The organism is Mucilaginibacter sp. PPCGB 2223, assembly GCF_001705515.1.
Lineage (GTDB): Bacteria > Bacteroidota > Bacteroidia > Sphingobacteriales > Sphingobacteriaceae > Mucilaginibacter.
Genome location: NZ_MDJS01000002.1, coordinates 377,955 through 395,838 on the forward strand (window position 1 = coordinate 377,955; position 17,884 = coordinate 395,838).

Here is a 17,884-nt window from a genome sequence, read left to right on the forward strand (position 1 = left end):
CCGATTTGAATCAGGCCTATTTTACTGCCAAGCCGCCTACCTTTACTTTATATAATCGCAAACCGAACAAGAAAATAATTACATAACAAATGATCGGCAGGTAATAAGCCTTGGCCACGTCATGATTGGCAATCAAGCCCATCAGCATCGGAAAAAACGCGCCGCCAACAACCCCCATCGAAATAAATGACGAAGCTTGTTGAGTATGGCTGCCGAGATTTTTCAGGCCCAGGCTGAATATGGTCGGAAACATAATACTGAAGAAAAAATTGATCAGCATTAATGAGATATAAGATGTCCAGCCCCAACCTTGTGCTACTATGACGCACATGATAATACTCCCCATCGCAAATGTTGCTAAAAGCTTATTAGGTGCGATAAAACGCATAAGATAGGTTCCCATAAAACGCCCGGCGGCCATCATGGCCATAAAAACACTCATGTACCGGGCCGCTGTTTCATTATCGAATCCCATCACGTCGTGTCCGTAGTTTATAAAGTAAGCCCATGTCCCGCTTTGGGCTGCCACGTTAAAAAATTGTGCGATAACGGCCGCAATAAAATGAGAGTGCTGATATAGCTTTTTGCCGGGCTCTGTGTCGACGTTAAATGCTGCATCATCGGCTGAAGAGGTGATGGCATGGGGATCAGTCAGCACAGGGACTTGAAGAAACAAGAATGCAACTGCGATCAATACGATCACGCAGCCAATGCCGACATAAAGTGTTTTAACCGATGATAAATCGGTAGACGAGGCGTTAATCCCATGAAAAAGAAAAAAAGAGGCTAATGTTGGTCCGATGATCGTTCCTACGGCATTGAAGGATTGGGAGAAATTTACCCGCTGATCGCTCGTTCGCTGATCGCCTAAAGCTGCAGCGAAGGGATGCGCCACGGTTTCTAATGTTGCCATTCCGCAGCCTACGACAAACAAGGCTACCCGGAAAAAACTGAATGACGCTGTGTTCGCTGCGGGGACGAATAGGAACAACCCGGTAGCAAAAAGCAACAGGCCCAACAGGACTCCGGATTTATAACCGAAGCGTTTAAGGAAATATCCTGCCGGAACGCTCATGGCAAAGTAAGCGACAAAAACGGAGAACTGGATGAGTCCGGATTGGCTTTTCGAAACATGCAGTACATCCTGAAAATGTTTATTCAGAAGATCACTCATCGAGTGAAGAAGGCCCCACATGAGAAAAAGGGAGGTTACAAAAATAAAAGTAATCACAAATCGCTTCTCGGTAAAAGCTGGTTTTGTTGTCATAACGAATTATTTAGATTTATTTGTTGTTTGCCGGTATCAAATGGATCGCTTCGCCTCCCGACGCAAGCAAGTTAGCTTTAAGCACAGAGCCCTGGTTTACCAGTAAATGTTGTAGCCGTACATGCGTAGCCGTTGCAACGTTCGGATCATCGCTGTAGATCGTTGCATCATAGGTTATCCCCTTGGGTAAAAACGAAAACGAGATATTTAATGAGCGCGAATCGTTGTTGGTGATGGCTCCTATGAACCATTCGGCATTTTTCCGCCTGGCGGTTATGATAAATTTACCAGGAGCCCCGTCAATTACTTTGGTATCGTCCCAGGTAGTGGGGATAGCTCTCCAAAATTCCAGCTCCGGTTCGTTTTTAAAACGGGAAGGCGAATCATACCAGAATAATGTTTGAACCGGACTGTAATAAACGGCAGCTAAAGCCAACTGGTGTGCATGGGTGGTTTTAATCCGCTTATCAAAATAACAGATCGTATAATCTGCAGGGCCGGCCAGGTAACGCGTAAACGGTACAACTGTATTATGTGTAGCATCCGGCATCTCTTCGTTGCCTCTTATACCTTCTGCCGTCATCAAGTTTGGCCAGGTACGCTGCTCGCCGGTGGGGCGCCAGTCGTCATGAATATTCACCATCAACTGGTTGTCGGCGGCTTGCCGGATCGCCTTTTCCGTCCACGTCGACCACCGGTGGGAGCCTACCTGGACAAAACCAAACTTGACACCTTTAACCCCCCACTTGTGATATATGCTGAAAAGGCTGTCGCTTTGCGCAAGAAGAGCCTGCTGGTTAACGTATAGCCAAATGCCTATGCCGTTCTGAGTACCGTAGCGAATGATCTCAGGCAAGTTAAAATCGGGTATCGCGACCTTCGTCGCGTCCGAACTGAAGCTGAATACCTGGCCGTACCATTTAGCATCGAAAAGTACATACTGTAAATGTTGTTGCACGGCAAAATCAATATTCGCTTTTGCGTCCGCAGTCGTTAGATTCATCACCCGCATGATCTTGCCGGGTTTGATCCAGGAAACATCCTTGATAGGCGAGATTGGGTTAAGTGTCGGCAACAAGTAATTATGTTCGATAAGATCGCCCGCGCGGTCTGCGACCATAATTACCCGCCATGGTGTAACGAAGGGAGATATCAGTTCTGCGCCGCCGAACATCGATGTTAAAATAGTATTGGGCTTATCAGGGCTTAATCTGAATTTGGTGCGGGCGTAGTCGGTCATTTGTCCTTCTGCCAGTGCAGCAAACGTACCGTCCGGCAATTGGATGGTTAATGGTCTTTCACTCTCATCCGGCCAATCTTTCAATGGCAGCAGCTCATAAGGAGCCTGGGCCCATCTTGCCACCCAGGCCCTGGAGCCTTCGGGTAGTGAAAACTCGGTGTGCTCGGCCGTGATATTATAATAGGTGCCTTTGGCATTTTCAGGGAACCTGAATCGAAACGCTGCGCCTTCATCATATGCGCGGACCTCAAGATCTAACGTATAAATAGGATTATCGTCTTTAACCATCTTAATGACTGCGCTATTGTAATGATCAGGTAACTGATGCCGTTCACCAGCCACCGGAACCCAGGAGGTATTCGTAGAGAAAGTGTCGACAGCACTGACCGATAAATTTTCGAACCAACGTTGGTGTGTGTCTACTTTAAGTGCCATGGCCCGCTCTGAAAGATTATTATCCATTTCCAATTCCATAAGCGATTCCAGAATAACGGGCTGGTTTTTAAAATATACGCGATAATACAAGGCCCGATGTTGCTGTGCGTCGGCCTTTTGATAAACTTGTATTTCAAGCCTGTGATCAGGTGAATATAGCTTGACAGGTGTTGTTATAGAAGTTTGCTGTGCGCGGGAAGAGGCCCAAATGGCTCCCAGGACGAGGATAAGCAGGTAGGGTAATGATATTTTTTTCATGGTTGATCAGAGATATTGTTACGATCGTGATATGAGCGATAATGATGACTGTTTATGGCGGAAAATTCAGGCTGCATCCTTAATTATCAAATTTTTTTAACGCCGGCTTGTAGTTTTTTTACTCTCATTAAAGCTTCGAGGTAATAATAATCCGCATAAATAATAGATGCATCAATTTCGGTTCCCGCAGGATGATTACCCGTAGAATGCAGTAAAAATGCCGGATTGGTATCACCGCTCTGGTATTTTGAGGTTGACAGCTGACTAAGCATTTTAATCGCTTTTGACTTATATTGCCGGGCTTTGCGCCTGTCTTTTACATAGCCGTATAACTCAAGCAGGGCCGAAGCGGTTATACAAGCCGCAGAGGCGTCTTTCGCGGCATGCGGTATAGCAGGGTCATTAAAATCCCAAAAAGGTATGAGATCTTCAGGTAGCCTGTCCAGGTATACATCTGCTACCTTTTGTGCAAATGTCAGGAATGCCGGGTCCTTGGATTCCCTGTAACACATGGTAAATCCATAGATCGCCCATGCCTGGCCGCGCGCCCACATGCTGTTATCATCATATCCCTGATGCGTAACGCCCTTGATCCTTTTACCAGAAATGGTGTCATATACGACCACGTGATAAGCTGAATAATCAGATCGAAAGTGATTGTGAAGGGTTGTTTGGGCATGCTTTACAGCAATGTCGTAGAGTTTTTTATCCCCGCCATGCTTCGATGCCCAGAATAAAAGTTCCAGGTTCATCATGTTATCAATGATGGTATTATGCGGCCACCCCATTTTTTGAACCATTTTTGGCCATGAGAGAATAGTACCTATCTTCGGATTGTAAAGTGTTGCCAACGAATCGGCAGCAGCCAGCAAAAGCTGATGATAAGTTGTGCGTTTTGTAAGCTGGTAACCGCGGCCAAAGCTGTTGAAGATCATAAAGCCCAGGTCATGATCGAATCCGCTATGGTTAACTAATGGTTTAAGCTGGGCCGTGTATTTTTCTGCGGCCATTTTCCAAGCGCTTTTGCCGGTAGATGCATATAAATTCCAGAGTATTCCTGGCCAAAAGCCACTACACCAGTCGGCATAATCAGTACAGCGCCAGGTTGTTTTACCACCGTCGATACTGCGCGGAAGGTCATTAGATAAGGGTGGCAGCTGCAAAAGCGTTTTACTGGCCTGTTGTTCACAATAGTGGATCTCTTTATCCGCATTAAGCGTTTGTGCGTACAGCGGACTTAACGATACGAGTGAAAATGAAAGGAATGTAATTACTCGTCTTTGTTTTAATGTTTTTATCATAACACTTGTTGGAATCCCGGTCGTGCTGGTCAGGCCTATGTGCGTTCAAATAAATAACTTCAAAGCTAACAGTTTAATCGATTTAGTAAATCAAATCAACTACTTTTTTAAATTTGGTAATAAATGTGATTTTTTTTTGAGAGTTGTTTTTGTATTACTCTATTTTTTTATAATAATGAATAAAATATCTATTTAGGCTTTAATGTGTCGTATTTCGAAATGCACGATATTTGATCAAAATACCCTTTTATCCAATCATATTTTTCTTCATTTCAGGTCCTAATCGACCCAATTAACTAAAACGATTTATTTAAATATCCAATGTTAGAGTAATCAGCGGGTATTGGACGGCGTTTCCTGAACAAAAAATTGCGGGAACGAAATAAACAGCCGGTTAAGTCGGTACGTTATAGAGTGCCCAAACCTACACAAAGCGTTTGTTTTGTCAGGCAGCAAATTTTTTGCGTTTTTTTTAACAAATTATCATTAACTAAATCGTTAAAGTTATTTATTTACAATAATTGCAATATCGATTGACAGTTTTGCCTAAAAAATTTTGATAAATCGATTTAGTATAATACTTTTGATCGATTCAATATATACAATCCTGATTGTATTGGATAGCCAATAACATACTAACCTATTAGTAATTATGATCGAAAATCTTACCAAAGCCTCGGAGCTAAATGTTTTGCGTACCCGGCCATGTCATCTCTTCTGGCGTAGTTTGATCGTTAGGACGTTCGTGCTTGCGCTATTACTGGTATTAAGTGTGATGGCAACATTTGCACAAAACCTGCGTGTAACCGGGCAGGTACGCGATGACAAGGAGGCTTTAGCAGGTGTTACCGTTAAAATTAAGGGTAGTACTGTTGCAGTCGCTACTGATGTCAACGGAAAATATAGTATTAACGTTCCCGGGCCTTCGGCCATCCTGGTTTATAGTTTTATCGGTTACAATATCAAGGAAGTGCAGGTTGGTAGTCAATCGGTCATTAATGTTATTTTGCAAGCCACACGATCACAATTGAACGATGTCGTTGTTGTGGCTTACGGATCAGTTAAGAAACAAGACTTAACAGGATCAGTTGGAGTCGTTAATATGAATGACATTCAAAAGGCGCCGGTCCCCACTCTTGATGCGGCTTTGGCCGGTCGTGTGGCGGGTGTTCAGGTGGTATCTGGTGACGGACAGCCTGGCGCAAATGCGGACATCATCATCCGGGGACCTGGATCAGTTACCCAGTCGAGTGCGCCGCTTTATGTGATTGACGGATTTCCTCAGGAAGATGCGAACTTCAATTCGATCAACCCTCAGGATGTTGCATCAATCACCGTTTTGAAAGATGCTTCTGCTACGGCACTTTATGGTTCACGCGGTGCAAATGGTGTTATTGTGATAGCCACCAAGAAGGGAACTTCACCAACACCGACGATCAATTATAATGCAAACGGCGGGATCCAGCAGTCTATCAATAATGTAAAGTTGATGAATGCCTATCAATTCGTCGAACTGCAAAATGATATCAACCCATATTGGGCAAACGCCGCTTATTTTAGCAACGGGAAAACATTGGCCGATTACCGGAACGCTCCGACGATTGATTGGCAAAAGCTACTTTTTAATGCGCGGCCTGCATTCCAGAACCACACGCTTTCTCTTAGCGGTAATACCAATAAAACATCTTATATCGTTTCGGCCAATATAGCAGATCAGGACGGATTGATCATTAAAAGCGGATTCAGGCGTTATCAAGCTCGAATTGTGCTCGACCAAAATGTCACCGATAAGCTCAAGGTAGGTGTTAACGTAAATTATGCCAACACGAAGTCTTTTGGTCAAATACCCTCGGTACAAGCTAATCCCACAGGAAACGGTCAGAACCTTGCGGCTTTTAATTTAATGAATGTCATCTGGTCGTATCGCCCGGTGCTGGGTTCAAATGCGGGGAGCGATCCGAGTTTTTACCTGGATCAACTGGTCGATAACAATATCAATGATGGCGGTGTTCCCGGAACGACCAGTATCAACCCGTTGATCAATACACAAAACCAGGTTAACGACCGATTTAATACAACGCTGACAGGCAATACCTATGCAGAATATACATTCATTCCCGGCCTGGTATTGCGGGTAACTGCCGGTCTTACAACGATCAACGGGCAGGTAAATATCTTCAACAATTCTAACACTGCGTCTGGAAGCCCACTGACCGCCGCAGGCCAGACCTATGGCGTGAACGGATCAATATCCAGGAGCGGAGCATTCTCTTTCATCAATGAAACCACATTGAATTATTCCAGAAATTTCAATAAATATAATCATGTGTCCGCACTGATAGGTCACACCTATCAATATAACAGCTCAAACAGTGATTATTTTTCTGCGTCAAATCTGCCTAATGAATCGCTCGGTATCGCCGGTCTTGGGCAAGGTACCCCGTATCAAATAAATTCTGGCGCAAGTTTAAACGCACTGGAATCATATTTGGCGAGAGTGAATTATGCTTATAAAGAAAGGTACTTGTTTACTGTTAATTTCAGAGCAGACGGCACCTCGAAACTTTATGCAGACAATAGATGGGGATTTTTTCCTTCGGGAGCTTTTGCGTGGCGGATATCTTCTGAAAATTTCATGAAGAAACTTAGCTGGATAGATGATGCAAAGTTAAAGGTAAGTTACGGGGTGATTGGCAACAACAGGGTCAGCGATTTTGCCTACCAATCCCTGCTGGCGACGGGTTCAACGGCCTTTACTTCCTTTAATAATGTGAATGTTAATGCTACGACTGTTTCAACGCTCTCAAACTATAACCTGAAATGGGAAACCACCTACGAGACAGACCTTGGTTCTGAAGTATCGCTTTTCAAGGGGCGCCTGACCTCCGACATCGACTATTACCACAGAACTACAAAAAATTTATTGCTAAATGCGAATGTCCCCTATTCTACAGGTTTCTCTACTGCTTATGAAAATGTGGGCAGCATTAGCAATGAAGGATTTGAGCTCACTGTTTCGACAGTCAACATAGCAAAGAGAAATTTTATGTGGTCGACCAGTTTTAATATCTCCTTTAATCGAAATAAGGTATTGTCCCTGGCTAATGGACAGAATGCTTTATTGACAACCAAGTCGTTCGAGTCAGCCGAAGGACAAGCGAATTACATTGCTAAAGTTGGTCAACCTGTGGCGCAGTTTTATGGCTATATCTCCGACGGTTTATATCAACTGAATGATTTTTACAAAGTCCCTAACGGCACCAGCGGCTTTTATTATGTACTTAAAGAGAACATACCTTATTATGCAGGGAAAAACACTTTAGCAAGCCCCAATACTAATCAGGCCCTTGTAGTACAGCCAGGCGATCCCAAATTCAAAGATCTGAATGGCGACGGCGTGATCAACGCCAGCGATTATACCGCTATCGGGAATCCATACCCAAAACATTTCGGCGGCCTTACCAATAATTTTACTTACCAAAATTTTGATCTGAGCGTATTTATGCAGTGGTCATATGGTAATCAGATCATGGATGCCAATATTCTAAAATTTGAAGGTGGTAACGATGCTCCGCAGTCCGGCTCTTCTTTAACGGCCAACCAGGGCGGTGTTAATAAAAATATGTGGGAAGTTTATGTGAATCGCTGGACCCCCACGAATCCAAGCAATTATTATCCGAGGGTTAATGCCAATACCAATGGCACACGACAGTATTCTACGCGGATCATAGAAGATGGCTCTTTTATCCGCCTGAAAACCGTGTCATTTGGTTATACCATGGATAAAAAGATTGCTGCCCGTTTAGGCATGAAATCGCTTCGCTTATCGCTGAGTGGCCAGAATTTGCTGACACTTTCAAAATATACCGGCCCTGACCCAGAGGTTTCAACCGCTTCGGGCAATAACCTGACGCCCGGATTTGACTTTTCTCCATATCCAAGAACCAGAGTGGTAACGTTAGGTGTAAATCTTAGCTTATAAAATTCAACAGACCATGAAACGAATTTTGATTATACTCACGCTAATCGCATTAGTTGCCACAAGCTGCAACAAACAACTCAATACCGTACCCACAGGAGCTTTAACGCCAATAACCGGTTATGGAACGGTTAAACAGATCAACGCGGCGTTATCGGGCATGTATAATAACCTGAGGCAATCTGCGCTATACAGTAAAAATTATACCACCCAGGAAATGGTGGGGACCGACGAAACATATTACTATAACACAAACTATGGTTACAATACGTACAATTATACAAGCCCCGGTCCGAATGACGGGGATCTGACCAGTTTTTGGCGGGCCTGCTACCAATCGATCGACTATTGTAATACATTCCTTGACAATGTAGATAATACATCAGGCAATGTGGATGCTAATATCGTCAGGAGGGCTAAAGGGGAAGCGTTATTCTTACGCGGGTATTACTATTTCCTTTTGGCGCAATGGTACGGGGATGTACCTCTTATGCTACATGCTACTACAGATCCCTTACAAGGACAGATAGAACGCACACCGGTAAAAGCCGTTTATGATCAGATCATTGCCGATATGACTGCTGCAGAAGGTATGTTGTATGATCAGACCTTTGCCTCACTTGGCTATTCGGAAAAGATATCGGTAACCGCTGTCGAAGGTATTTTGGCACGGGTTTGCCTGTATGCGGCCGGAAGCCCGGTGAACGACACTAAACGCTATGCGGATGCCAGAGGCTGGGCCCTTAAGGTGGTCAATTCGGGCCAGCATTCCCTGGTGCCCAGTTTCCAAAATGTATTTATTAACGAAATGCAGGATGCTTACAATACCGAAAACATGTGGGAGATAGGATTCAATGTCATGCCAGCGGGCACCGCTTCTTCGGGCGGGCAGTTCAGTGTTTTTACGGGTATCGGTAACAGTCAGATCGCCACCGGAGCAAGTACCGTCTATTACGGTTACGATTACGGCTATGTAAAGACCCAGGCGAGGCTTTATTGCAGCTATGAGCCAGGCGATCTTCGTCGCGATTGGACGCTGAGCAACTATGGATGGACGGTCAGCAACAATAACACGATCAATGCCTCGTCGGCCAGGTCGTATTATTTGCCAGGCCAGATCTGGTCCCGGCAAATAGGCAAATGGCGACGTGAATATGAAACCCCATTAAGCCTTGCCCAGCAAACCATCTCTTGCACCAATTTCCCGGTACTGCGCTATTCTGATGTTTTGCTGATGCTGGCCGAAGCGGACAACGAAGTGAACAACGGGCCAACTTCGGTGGCTTACAATGCGATTAATCAGGTACGCGCAAGGGCTTATAGTTCGACACCTATCATTTATTCATTTAATATTACCTCTAATGGTAGTGGCTATACCTCCACATCGACGGCACCTGCAACGGTTACCATCACAGGCGGGGGAGGTTCGGGGGCAACAGCGATCGCTTATCCTACGACGATAAGCAAGGCCATATCCCAGATCATCATTGTCAACGCGGGTTCGGGATATACGTCGGCGCCGACAGTCATCATTGGCACACCCTGGGCCGCCGGTACCGCATATACGGTGAATGCGCAGGTAGTTAACGCCGGTAAACTATATACGGTAACCACTGCGGGTACCTCAACATCGACTGCGCCTACACAAACCTCCGGGGCGTCGAGTGCCGCAACGACAGGCGCCGTATTTACTTATGCCGGGCTCGCCGCTACTGCCACGGTAAACCTTACGACAACAACCTCCGCTAATTGTCAGCTATCGGGTTTGAATAAAGACCAGTTCAGACAGGCCGTGCAAAAGGAACGCTATCTTGAACTGGCCTTTGAATCATTGCGTAAACCCGACCTGAAGAGATGGGGCATTTTTGTTCAGACAGTTCAAAGCCTGGCTACAGACCTTGCCGGTACTTCGGCTTCGCAATATTATACACCGATCCCTGCTTATACTACCGAATTTACCGATCCCAGCATACCTACTGCACCAATCCAGGGCATCAGCAACAGAGACTTGCTGTGGCCTATACCCTCGTACGATCTGCAATATAATTTTAAACTAACACAAAACCCTGGTTATTGATTTAGCTAAATCCAAAAAGATGAAAAAGATACTTTCGCTATTGTGTATCGCCGGAGTGCTCGCAGCGTGCAATAAAGTCGATATTAAAGCTCCTGACGATTTTACCGTGACAACGTCGTCTACTACGTACACTATACGAGATACGGTAAAGTTTATCTTTACTGCTAATCCTGACCAGATCACTTTTTATTCGGGTGAGCCCAACCATAACTATGCGAACGCCAGCCGGACGAGCGATCAGCCCGATTCCACAATTTTGACTTTCTCGACCGTGACCACGGCCCCATCCGCAACCACGCAGTCAACCTCCGTCAATAACATCACTGTGCTCGCTTCTACAGATTATTCGGGTATCTTGGATATTGCCAATATAAAAAAAGCAAGCTGGACCGATATTACGGCACGGGCCAAATTTGCAACTGCTACAACTTCAGTTTCCTCTGGAAATGTTCATTTAGAAGATTTGACAAAAGGATCAGCACCACTATATATCGCTTTTAAGTACGTGGCCGACACGGCTACAGCGGTTTCACAGTCAAGGAAATGGACGGTTACACCGCTGGCCATCAAAAGCTATTTTAGGGATACCACGAATGTGGTTGCCGGGAGTATTCAAACCGCTGGCTTTAGCAATATATTATCCGTACTTAACCCTGCCAATACATGGTCATTTGCTAACGCCTCTTTAACGTTTAATGCACCGGCTATTGGTAGTTCCAGCGACGAAGATTGGGCTATCTCCCGGCCGATGAACCTGTCTATCATCTCATCAGACCTGGGGGTGAATATCAAAAATACCACCGTTTTGCTTTCACAATACAAGTATACATTTAAGAAGGCAGGCACCTACGTGGTAACTTTTGTCGGTGAAAACGTAAGTTCAGGAGGCCTGGCAAAAACGATCCGGCAGATTACCTTAAATATTACAAATTAAATATCCGTTAACGCCAGTAGTTATGAAAATAAATTCTAAAGAGATTTTACTCGGGCTATCATTTATGATAACGATGACATGGTTGGGGTGTAATAAAGAGCATTACGAAACATTCGTTGATCAGGGTACGCAAGTGTACACCGGGACGGCAACAGCCACACAAGCAATTCCCGCTAAGACAGGTAATGGTACTGCTACCATTTCGGCATATTTTGATGCGAATAACAAGGTTTTTAATTACACGGTGAAATGGTCACAACTCGACAGTACGGCCACATCCGTTTCTTTTTATGGGCCCTATAGCACATCCCAGCCTTACGTATTATTGCGTACACCTACGACGTTTGGTACGCCGCTCCCTACGGGTAATGCAGGCAGCACGAGCTATGCCATTTTTCAGCTTAATGCCTTATCCGACTTTGATCTTGACAACCTCCGGAATGGCTTGTGGTACTTTGTGGTTAATACAACGGCAAGTCCGACGGGCGCGGTAAGGGGAAGGATATCTTATGTCACAACTACCTACGCGGATCATTAAAGAACATATATCAGCCTTTAACGCAGTATTGGGGGTTTTCGCGGAGTACGTATGCAATGGGGCCTGGCTGATATCACGGAACGAATAACCGTCCTGTTGTAACATTACATGCAATACTAAATCGATTAAGAGTTATATTTGACAGCTAATAAACCAAAAAAATGAGATGAAGAAAAAGTCGATGCTAACCTTATTTTTATCTCTATGTTTTTTTTATTGGGGTTACAGCCAGGTAAAAACAATTGAAAAGGTCACCTCACATGATGGAAAGACAACGTTCCAGATCGGTGTCGGGCCCAAGAACGCCATATTTTATCAGCTTACCTATCATAAAAAAAACATAACGGCCTGGTCTGCTATGGGATTAAAAATTAATGGGAGATCCTTAGGAGACTCTGTAAACATTACAGGAAAGACCACGGTAGACCACTTAGACACATTTGCATGGCCGCTTGGCGAATCCAGTACCGTCCAAAACTATTATAAAGAGCTGATATTGAAATGTAAAGCACGGAGCATGAGTTTCAGTATCGTGATCCGGGTATTCAATGGTGGAGTCGCTTTTCGGTACCTGGTAAACGGACCGACTGCTGAACCCAGTATGATAGATGAAGAACTAACGCAATTTAACCTGACCCGCGACTTTACGGTTTATCAATACCACGAGGAATCGGTGTTTAGCCCGCAAAAATTAAGCGAGTTGACCAATGCCTCGGATCTGCCGACAACAATGTGCGACCCTGGTCAATTGTATCTCAGTATAGGAGAAGCGGATAACCGGGATTACTCCAAGTGCGTATTGATTAAAGGGCAGGGGCGTAACGATCTGAAGCTTCATTTCTATATCGATACTTTATACCGAAACAAAAAGGTCTCAGCAATTAAGAAAGATACCCTGATCCGTTATCAAGGCAGCTTTAAGACGCCATGGAGAACGATCTGTTGTGCCGAAAGTGCGATCGGCCTTCATGAGTACAGCGACCTTTATATCAGACTCGCAGAGCCGGCCGCGCATACAGATCCAGGTGTGGTCAAACCGGGGAAAGTAGTCAGGGTCGAGGTGAACACCGATGCTGCAATAGCCGGGATCGATTTTGCAGCAAAACATAATTTTAGCTATATTTTAATCGATGCCGGCTGGTACGGAGCGGAGTTTAGAACAACGTCGGATCCTACGGTACCGATACCTGCGGTAGACATACCAAAGATTGTTGCTTACGGTAAGGGAAAAAACATTGGTTTGATCTTGTATGTCAACTATGTAGGCCTCAGGCAAAAACTCGATACCATCCTGCCGTTATACAAGAAATGGGGAGTCAGTGGGCTAAAGTTTGGGTTTGTCGACGGTGGTACACAAAAAGGTTTGTCATGGCTTGACACGGCTATGCGAAAAGTGAATGACTTCGGCTTTATACTAAACGTCCACGATCATTATAAACCTACCGGGTTGAGCCGTACTTATCCTTACCAGTTATCCCAGGAAGGTATCCGCGGAGATGAGAACAGTCCTGATGCGTTTCATACGATGGTGTTGCCGTATACACGATTTTTGGCGGGAGCCGCAGATTTCACATTTTGTTATCCCAACAGCCGTTCTAATTTCAGCAAAAATCTAAAAGTGAGCATGGGTGAGCAGCTTGCTTTATCGGTGATCTATTTTAGCCCGCTGCCGAGCATTTTCTGGTACGGCAAACCATCCGACTATACCAATGAGGAGGAGATTGATTTTTTCAAATTCTTACCCACGGTTTGGGATGAAAGCCGTTATCTGGCAGGTGAGATCGCTCAAAATATAAGTGTCGCCAGAAAAAGGGACAATATTTGGTACATCGGCAGCGCCACCGGGAATGATCCCTGGCACACCAGGTTAAAGCTCGGTTTTTTGGATGGCGACAGATCCTATGAGGCAACGATTTATGAGGACGACGGACATAAGAGTATTCGAATAAGGAAACTTAGGGTAAACAAAAAAAGTGATTTACAACTCGATCTCAGCAGCGCAACTGGGCAGGCGGTAATTATCAGGCCGCTTTAGCTAATTGCAATAAAAAAACCGATGTCAAGAGGCCTCGGTTTTTTTATTGTTTATACTTTTTACTTACCAGAAAATAAAAATGTGCCGAAAGCAGGTTGGTCCCGGTCAAAATCCTCAACTCCCATCTTTTCAATTACCATTTTGGTATAAGGCATACTTAATCCTTTCCTCAAGACAAAATGATGGTAAGGCATAAAATAAACCGGTTGGAATTTGCCGCGACCAATAGATGAGATCACCGGCCAATTGTTATACCGGCCACTCATATCTTTCCACTTGCGAAAGGGCACATCGTCATCGCCTAAATTATAACGTGCTACATATTCAAAACCTTTTAACAAACGGTTATCTAATGCAGAATAGAGATCATCGCCCTGATGATAGGCTATTTCGCAGATAGTTGCCAATGCGCCTAACCCTAACTGGCAATGACCCTGGTCTCTGCCGCTTTCCTGTATTTGACCGGTATCCCCGTCTATATAATTTCTTATCGTACCGTTGTCACGTCCGTTGTAATAAAAATCAATTGCTTTTTTGTACATGGCCTCATTGTTTAAAAATATCGCCATCGCCATGTACGTTTTAGTGACGATTCCTCCCCAGTTGCCATTTGTATATGCCGGCACATGATAAAATGTGTCCAGCACAGGTTGAAAAATACCAGTGATCATTTTGGTAATCCGAGCCAATTGCTGGGAGGATATCCCTTTATAGGTATAACGAAGCACCTCGGTGGCATACACAACCTTAAATCCTTCAAGGCCAGCCAGTAGCGGTGCATCATTGGTAGGTGGTATGGTCCGTAACTTTAACGCATAGGCATCCAGTATATCCAGGGACTTCCTGGCATGAGATTCGTCTTTAGTTACCATCCACATGATCGAATTCAAATAGGCTGCGCTCAAGTCGGCTTCAAACTTAGGTTTGGTATAACTAAACTCACCATCCCGTGATATTGTTTCGAAAGGACCATTCATCGTATAGTTGGCCGAAGCCCGGGGATTATCACGCAGTAACAGATAAGAACTGTAAGCTGGTTGTATCTGTTTTTGAACGACTTGGTAAAGGTGCTCAAAGTCTTCTTTGTTTTGCAATATACCTGGATGAACAAAGGTCTTTTGGGCAATCGAACAGCATGTTGTCGTAATTACGAAAGTTATCGTTGAAAAAGTTCTTTTCATAAAGCAAACGATTTTACTATTAAGAGTATGGTTAGAAAACAAAGATAGTAAAATGCTAAAACGTTTTAGAGAGATTACATTTTTGTTGATTTGATAATAATTTTCGCTTTTCAGTTTCTTGTAAAGAAACTGATGATTCATTAATGGTTGCTGATATGGAATCGTTTTCAGGTTATTAATAATATGACGGATAAAGTAATTCTGCCTAAAAAAGTCATATAAGATAGTAATATCAACAGGGAACCGCAGAGACGATAGCGGTGCACACTAAAACAATACAATTTCGCAAGATCGATACAGATCATTCCTCATGAAAACAAAACCACAAAAAAAATGAGTATAGAAACATGCATCAATGGTCTTTAATTGAAATTACATGGCCGGCGCGGTTAAGGCCCTGTGGCAAAAGTTTAAAAATCCGAGATAGTTTTATGAAAATCAAAAAACTCATTTATTCACTAAGTATTCTATTGTTCCAGATATCTGTGTCGTATGCTATTGATATTAAAACAGATACAATAAAGCCTGGTGAGCTTTGGCCAGATGACCAGGGTAATCACGTGCAGGCCCATGGTGGCGGAATCATTAAAATTAAAGACACATTTTACTGGTATGGCGAGCAGCGGAGTAAAGAGATAGATACTAATTTCAGATATGTGAGTTGTTATAGTTCTAAAGATTTGATGAACTGGAAATTTCGGGGTAATGCACTGGTATTATCCAAACCGGATACGGTGTTAGGAAAATGGGTTTTGGAAAGACCGAAAGTATTTTTTAATTCCAAAACCGGTAAATATGTAATGTACATGCATATAGACGGGAGTGTTCGCGGGACCGACCGGAAGACCCCGGGATGGGGCTATGCTTATGCAAGGGTTGGCGTGGCTGTAAGCGATAAACCGACGGGGCCCTTCAAATATATCAGATCTTTCCGGCCTTTAGGATTGGAGAGCCGCGACATCGGACAATTTGTTGATGATGACGGAACCCCTTATTTAATCTTTGAGAGCAGGCCATCCAAAGGATTTTATATTGCAGGGCTATCCGACGATTACCTGGATGCCGACCGTGAGATCGCATTCATTCAAGCCCCATTGGAAGGTGGAGCAATCGTACACTATAAAGGGCTTTACTATGTAGTCGGTTCCGCCTTGACCGGATGGCGGCCTAATCCAAACAAATATGCGACAGCAACAAGGCTCTCTGGTCCGTGGTCCGAATTTCAGGACATTGCTCCACCAGCAACGAATACTTACGGCGCCCAGTCAACGATGTTGTTGAAGGTGGTCGGCCAACAGGAAACAACCGTGCTCTTTATGGGAGACCAGTGGCGGCCTCAGCAACAGTGGGATTCGCGTTATTTATGGATGCCGCTTAAAATAGACGACGGGAAACTGTGGTTGCCGTCACCTCGCCCTTTCACTATTGACGTTAAAAGTGGAAAGGCGAGTGCAGTCGACTAAAAAGGGATCTGTGCTGTACTAAATTTGTAATATTCGTCTAAACAACAGAAGCTGTTTCGCCCGGTTATCTTGATTGGCAATACTTACTAATATGGTTTAGTAAATCGGTTATTATTATCCAATAAATTATCTATTAATTAGTCAAAAGTTTTACTTAATCGATTAAGTTAAATAACTTTGATTGCTGCTCGATGACAATATATCCCCAAGTCGTCGGTCTCGCTTTTACGCAAACGACTGTTCCTGATATGCTTACCAATAAGAAAATGAACTTTATTAATAATAATACGCACCCAAAAAGTTACGTTCTGACAGCAGATATCGGGGGCTCCCATATCACAAGCGCATTATTTGATGTTAACGCCCGCATGGTTGTGGATGACACCATCCAACGTGTGGAATTTAGCAGTAAGACCAGTGCTGATCGTATTCTGGATGCCTGGTGCAAATGTCTGCTTGGATCGTTCGCAGCGAAATGGCCCGACCCTCTGGGGGTAGCTATCGCTATGCCTGGCCCCTTCGATTACGAGCAGGGTATCTGCTACATTAAGGGGCTTAATAAATACGAGGCCCTATATGGTTTGAATATTCGGAAAGCGCTTTCAGGCCGCCTTGGAGTCCCGCCGGAACGAATCCAATTCAGGAATGACGCAGAGTCCACGATCGCCGGAGAGGTTTCAAGGCTTACCGGGACAAAAGTTCTCGGCGTTACGTTGGGTACCGGTTTTGGTTCAGCATTGTTTGATGGCCGGACGACAAGAGATATTAACCTCGGAAGTGAGCGCCACAAGGACAGTATTGCTGATGATTATTTTTCTACGCGTTGGTTTTTGAAAAGATATTTTGAGCAAACCGGGATCAGCGTGACAGGAGTTAAAGAGCTGGCTGCCCTGGCAAACGATCACCCGACGGCAAAAGTCATCTTTAATGAGTTTGCGGTTAACTTAAGCGATTTTTTAATGCCCTATCTGTCAGATCTTCAACCAGATCTTTTGATACTTTGCGGGAATATAACTAAGGCCTCAAATTATTTTATCCGTAACTTGAGGAAACGGCTTCCGGTTAAGGTAGAGATCGGTGCATTGGGTGAAATTGCCCCCCTTAAGGGCGCCGTGGAATTGTTTCAGCCTCTTTATGAACCATTCTAAGCTTTATAACAAACCATTGACGATCAAC

At 44.3% G+C, this 17,884-nt stretch carries 11 protein-coding genes; 7 read left to right on the plus strand and 4 right to left on the minus strand.

Annotated features, from left to right (window positions below):
* Positions 1 to 16: 16 nt before the first annotated feature.
* From fucP to BEL04_RS12255, 3 genes are all read right to left on the minus strand, one after another.
* Positions 17 to 1,267 carry an L-fucose:H+ symporter permease gene (fucP, locus tag BEL04_RS12245; RefSeq protein WP_066004188.1) on the minus strand — a complete coding sequence of 417 codons (1,251 nt, stop codon included), beginning with the start codon at positions 1,265 to 1,267 and terminating at the stop codon, positions 17 to 19.
* Between the two features lie 16 nt (positions 1,268 to 1,283).
* On the minus strand, positions 1,284 to 3,200 hold the full coding sequence (locus BEL04_RS12250) for a glycoside hydrolase family 97 protein (protein WP_066004190.1): 1,917 nt from the start codon (positions 3,198 to 3,200) through the stop codon (positions 1,284 to 1,286).
* Positions 3,201 to 3,286: 86 nt separating this feature from the next.
* On the minus strand, positions 3,287 to 4,501 hold the full coding sequence (locus tag BEL04_RS12255) for a glycoside hydrolase family 88 protein (protein ID WP_066004192.1): 1,215 nt from the start codon (positions 4,499 to 4,501) through the stop codon (positions 3,287 to 3,289).
* A 652-nt stretch (positions 4,502 to 5,153) separates the two neighbouring features.
* On the opposite strand from BEL04_RS12255, the gene BEL04_RS12260 reads away from it, so the two are divergent.
* From BEL04_RS12260 to BEL04_RS12280, 5 genes are all read left to right on the plus strand, one after another.
* On the plus strand, positions 5,154 to 8,483 hold the full coding sequence (locus BEL04_RS12260) for a TonB-dependent receptor (protein ID WP_254659570.1): 3,330 nt from the start codon (positions 5,154 to 5,156) through the stop codon (positions 8,481 to 8,483).
* 13 nt (positions 8,484 to 8,496) lie between these two features.
* Positions 8,497 to 10,557 carry a RagB/SusD family nutrient uptake outer membrane protein gene (locus BEL04_RS12265; RefSeq protein ID WP_066004193.1) on the plus strand — a complete coding sequence of 687 codons (2,061 nt, stop codon included), beginning with the start codon at positions 8,497 to 8,499 and terminating at the stop codon, positions 10,555 to 10,557.
* A gap of 19 nt (positions 10,558 to 10,576) precedes the next feature.
* The gene (locus BEL04_RS12270) at positions 10,577 to 11,491 is read left to right on the plus strand and encodes a DUF5017 domain-containing protein (protein ID WP_066004199.1); all 915 of its coding nucleotides are present in this window, start codon (positions 10,577 to 10,579) and stop codon (positions 11,489 to 11,491) included.
* 22 nt (positions 11,492 to 11,513) lie between these two features.
* Positions 11,514 to 12,029, plus strand: coding sequence for a CHRD domain-containing protein (locus BEL04_RS12275; protein ID WP_066004201.1), 516 nt, complete (start codon positions 11,514 to 11,516; stop codon positions 12,027 to 12,029).
* Between the two features lie 166 nt (positions 12,030 to 12,195).
* Complete coding sequence (locus BEL04_RS12280) at positions 12,196 to 14,064, plus strand: glycoside hydrolase family 97 protein (protein WP_066004203.1); 1,869 nt, start codon at positions 12,196 to 12,198, stop codon at positions 14,062 to 14,064.
* A 59-nt stretch (positions 14,065 to 14,123) separates the two neighbouring features.
* Here the strand turns inward: BEL04_RS12280 and BEL04_RS12285 are convergent, their stop codons facing one another.
* Positions 14,124 to 15,245, minus strand: a complete 1,122-nt coding sequence (locus BEL04_RS12285) for an alginate lyase family protein (RefSeq protein ID WP_139113024.1) — start codon at positions 15,243 to 15,245, stop codon at positions 14,124 to 14,126.
* 431 nt (positions 15,246 to 15,676) lie between these two features.
* Between BEL04_RS12285 and BEL04_RS12290 the strand changes: the two genes are divergently transcribed.
* On the plus strand, positions 15,677 to 16,708 hold the full coding sequence (locus BEL04_RS12290) for a family 43 glycosylhydrolase (RefSeq protein WP_083227904.1): 1,032 nt from the start codon (positions 15,677 to 15,679) through the stop codon (positions 16,706 to 16,708).
* Positions 16,709 to 16,899: 191 nt separating this feature from the next.
* Entirely contained in the window at positions 16,900 to 17,856 is a 957-nt protein-coding gene (locus BEL04_RS12295) for an ROK family protein (protein ID WP_083227905.1), read from the plus strand.
* The last annotated feature ends 28 nt before the right edge of the window (positions 17,857 to 17,884 follow it).

Coding starts and splice junctions, on each gene's coding strand:
- fucP (WP_066004188.1), bottom strand. CDS start 1,267: ATGACAACAAAACCAGCTTTTACCGAGAAGCGATTTGTGATTACTTTT.
- BEL04_RS12250 (WP_066004190.1), bottom strand. CDS start 3,200: ATGAAAAAAATATCATTACCCTACCTGCTTATCCTCGTCCTGGGAGCC.
- BEL04_RS12255 (WP_066004192.1), bottom strand. CDS start 4,501: ATGATAAAAACATTAAAACAAAGACGAGTAATTACATTCCTTTCATTT.
- BEL04_RS12260 (WP_254659570.1), top strand. CDS start 5,154: ATGATCGAAAATCTTACCAAAGCCTCGGAGCTAAATGTTTTGCGTACC.
- BEL04_RS12265 (WP_066004193.1), top strand. CDS start 8,497: ATGAAACGAATTTTGATTATACTCACGCTAATCGCATTAGTTGCCACA.
- BEL04_RS12270 (WP_066004199.1), top strand. CDS start 10,577: ATGAAAAAGATACTTTCGCTATTGTGTATCGCCGGAGTGCTCGCAGCG.
- BEL04_RS12275 (WP_066004201.1), top strand. CDS start 11,514: ATGAAAATAAATTCTAAAGAGATTTTACTCGGGCTATCATTTATGATA.
- BEL04_RS12280 (WP_066004203.1), top strand. CDS start 12,196: ATGAAGAAAAAGTCGATGCTAACCTTATTTTTATCTCTATGTTTTTTT.
- BEL04_RS12285 (WP_139113024.1), bottom strand. CDS start 15,245: ATGAAAAGAACTTTTTCAACGATAACTTTCGTAATTACGACAACATGC.
- BEL04_RS12290 (WP_083227904.1), top strand. CDS start 15,677: ATGAAAATCAAAAAACTCATTTATTCACTAAGTATTCTATTGTTCCAG.
- BEL04_RS12295 (WP_083227905.1), top strand. CDS start 16,900: ATGACAATATATCCCCAAGTCGTCGGTCTCGCTTTTACGCAAACGACT.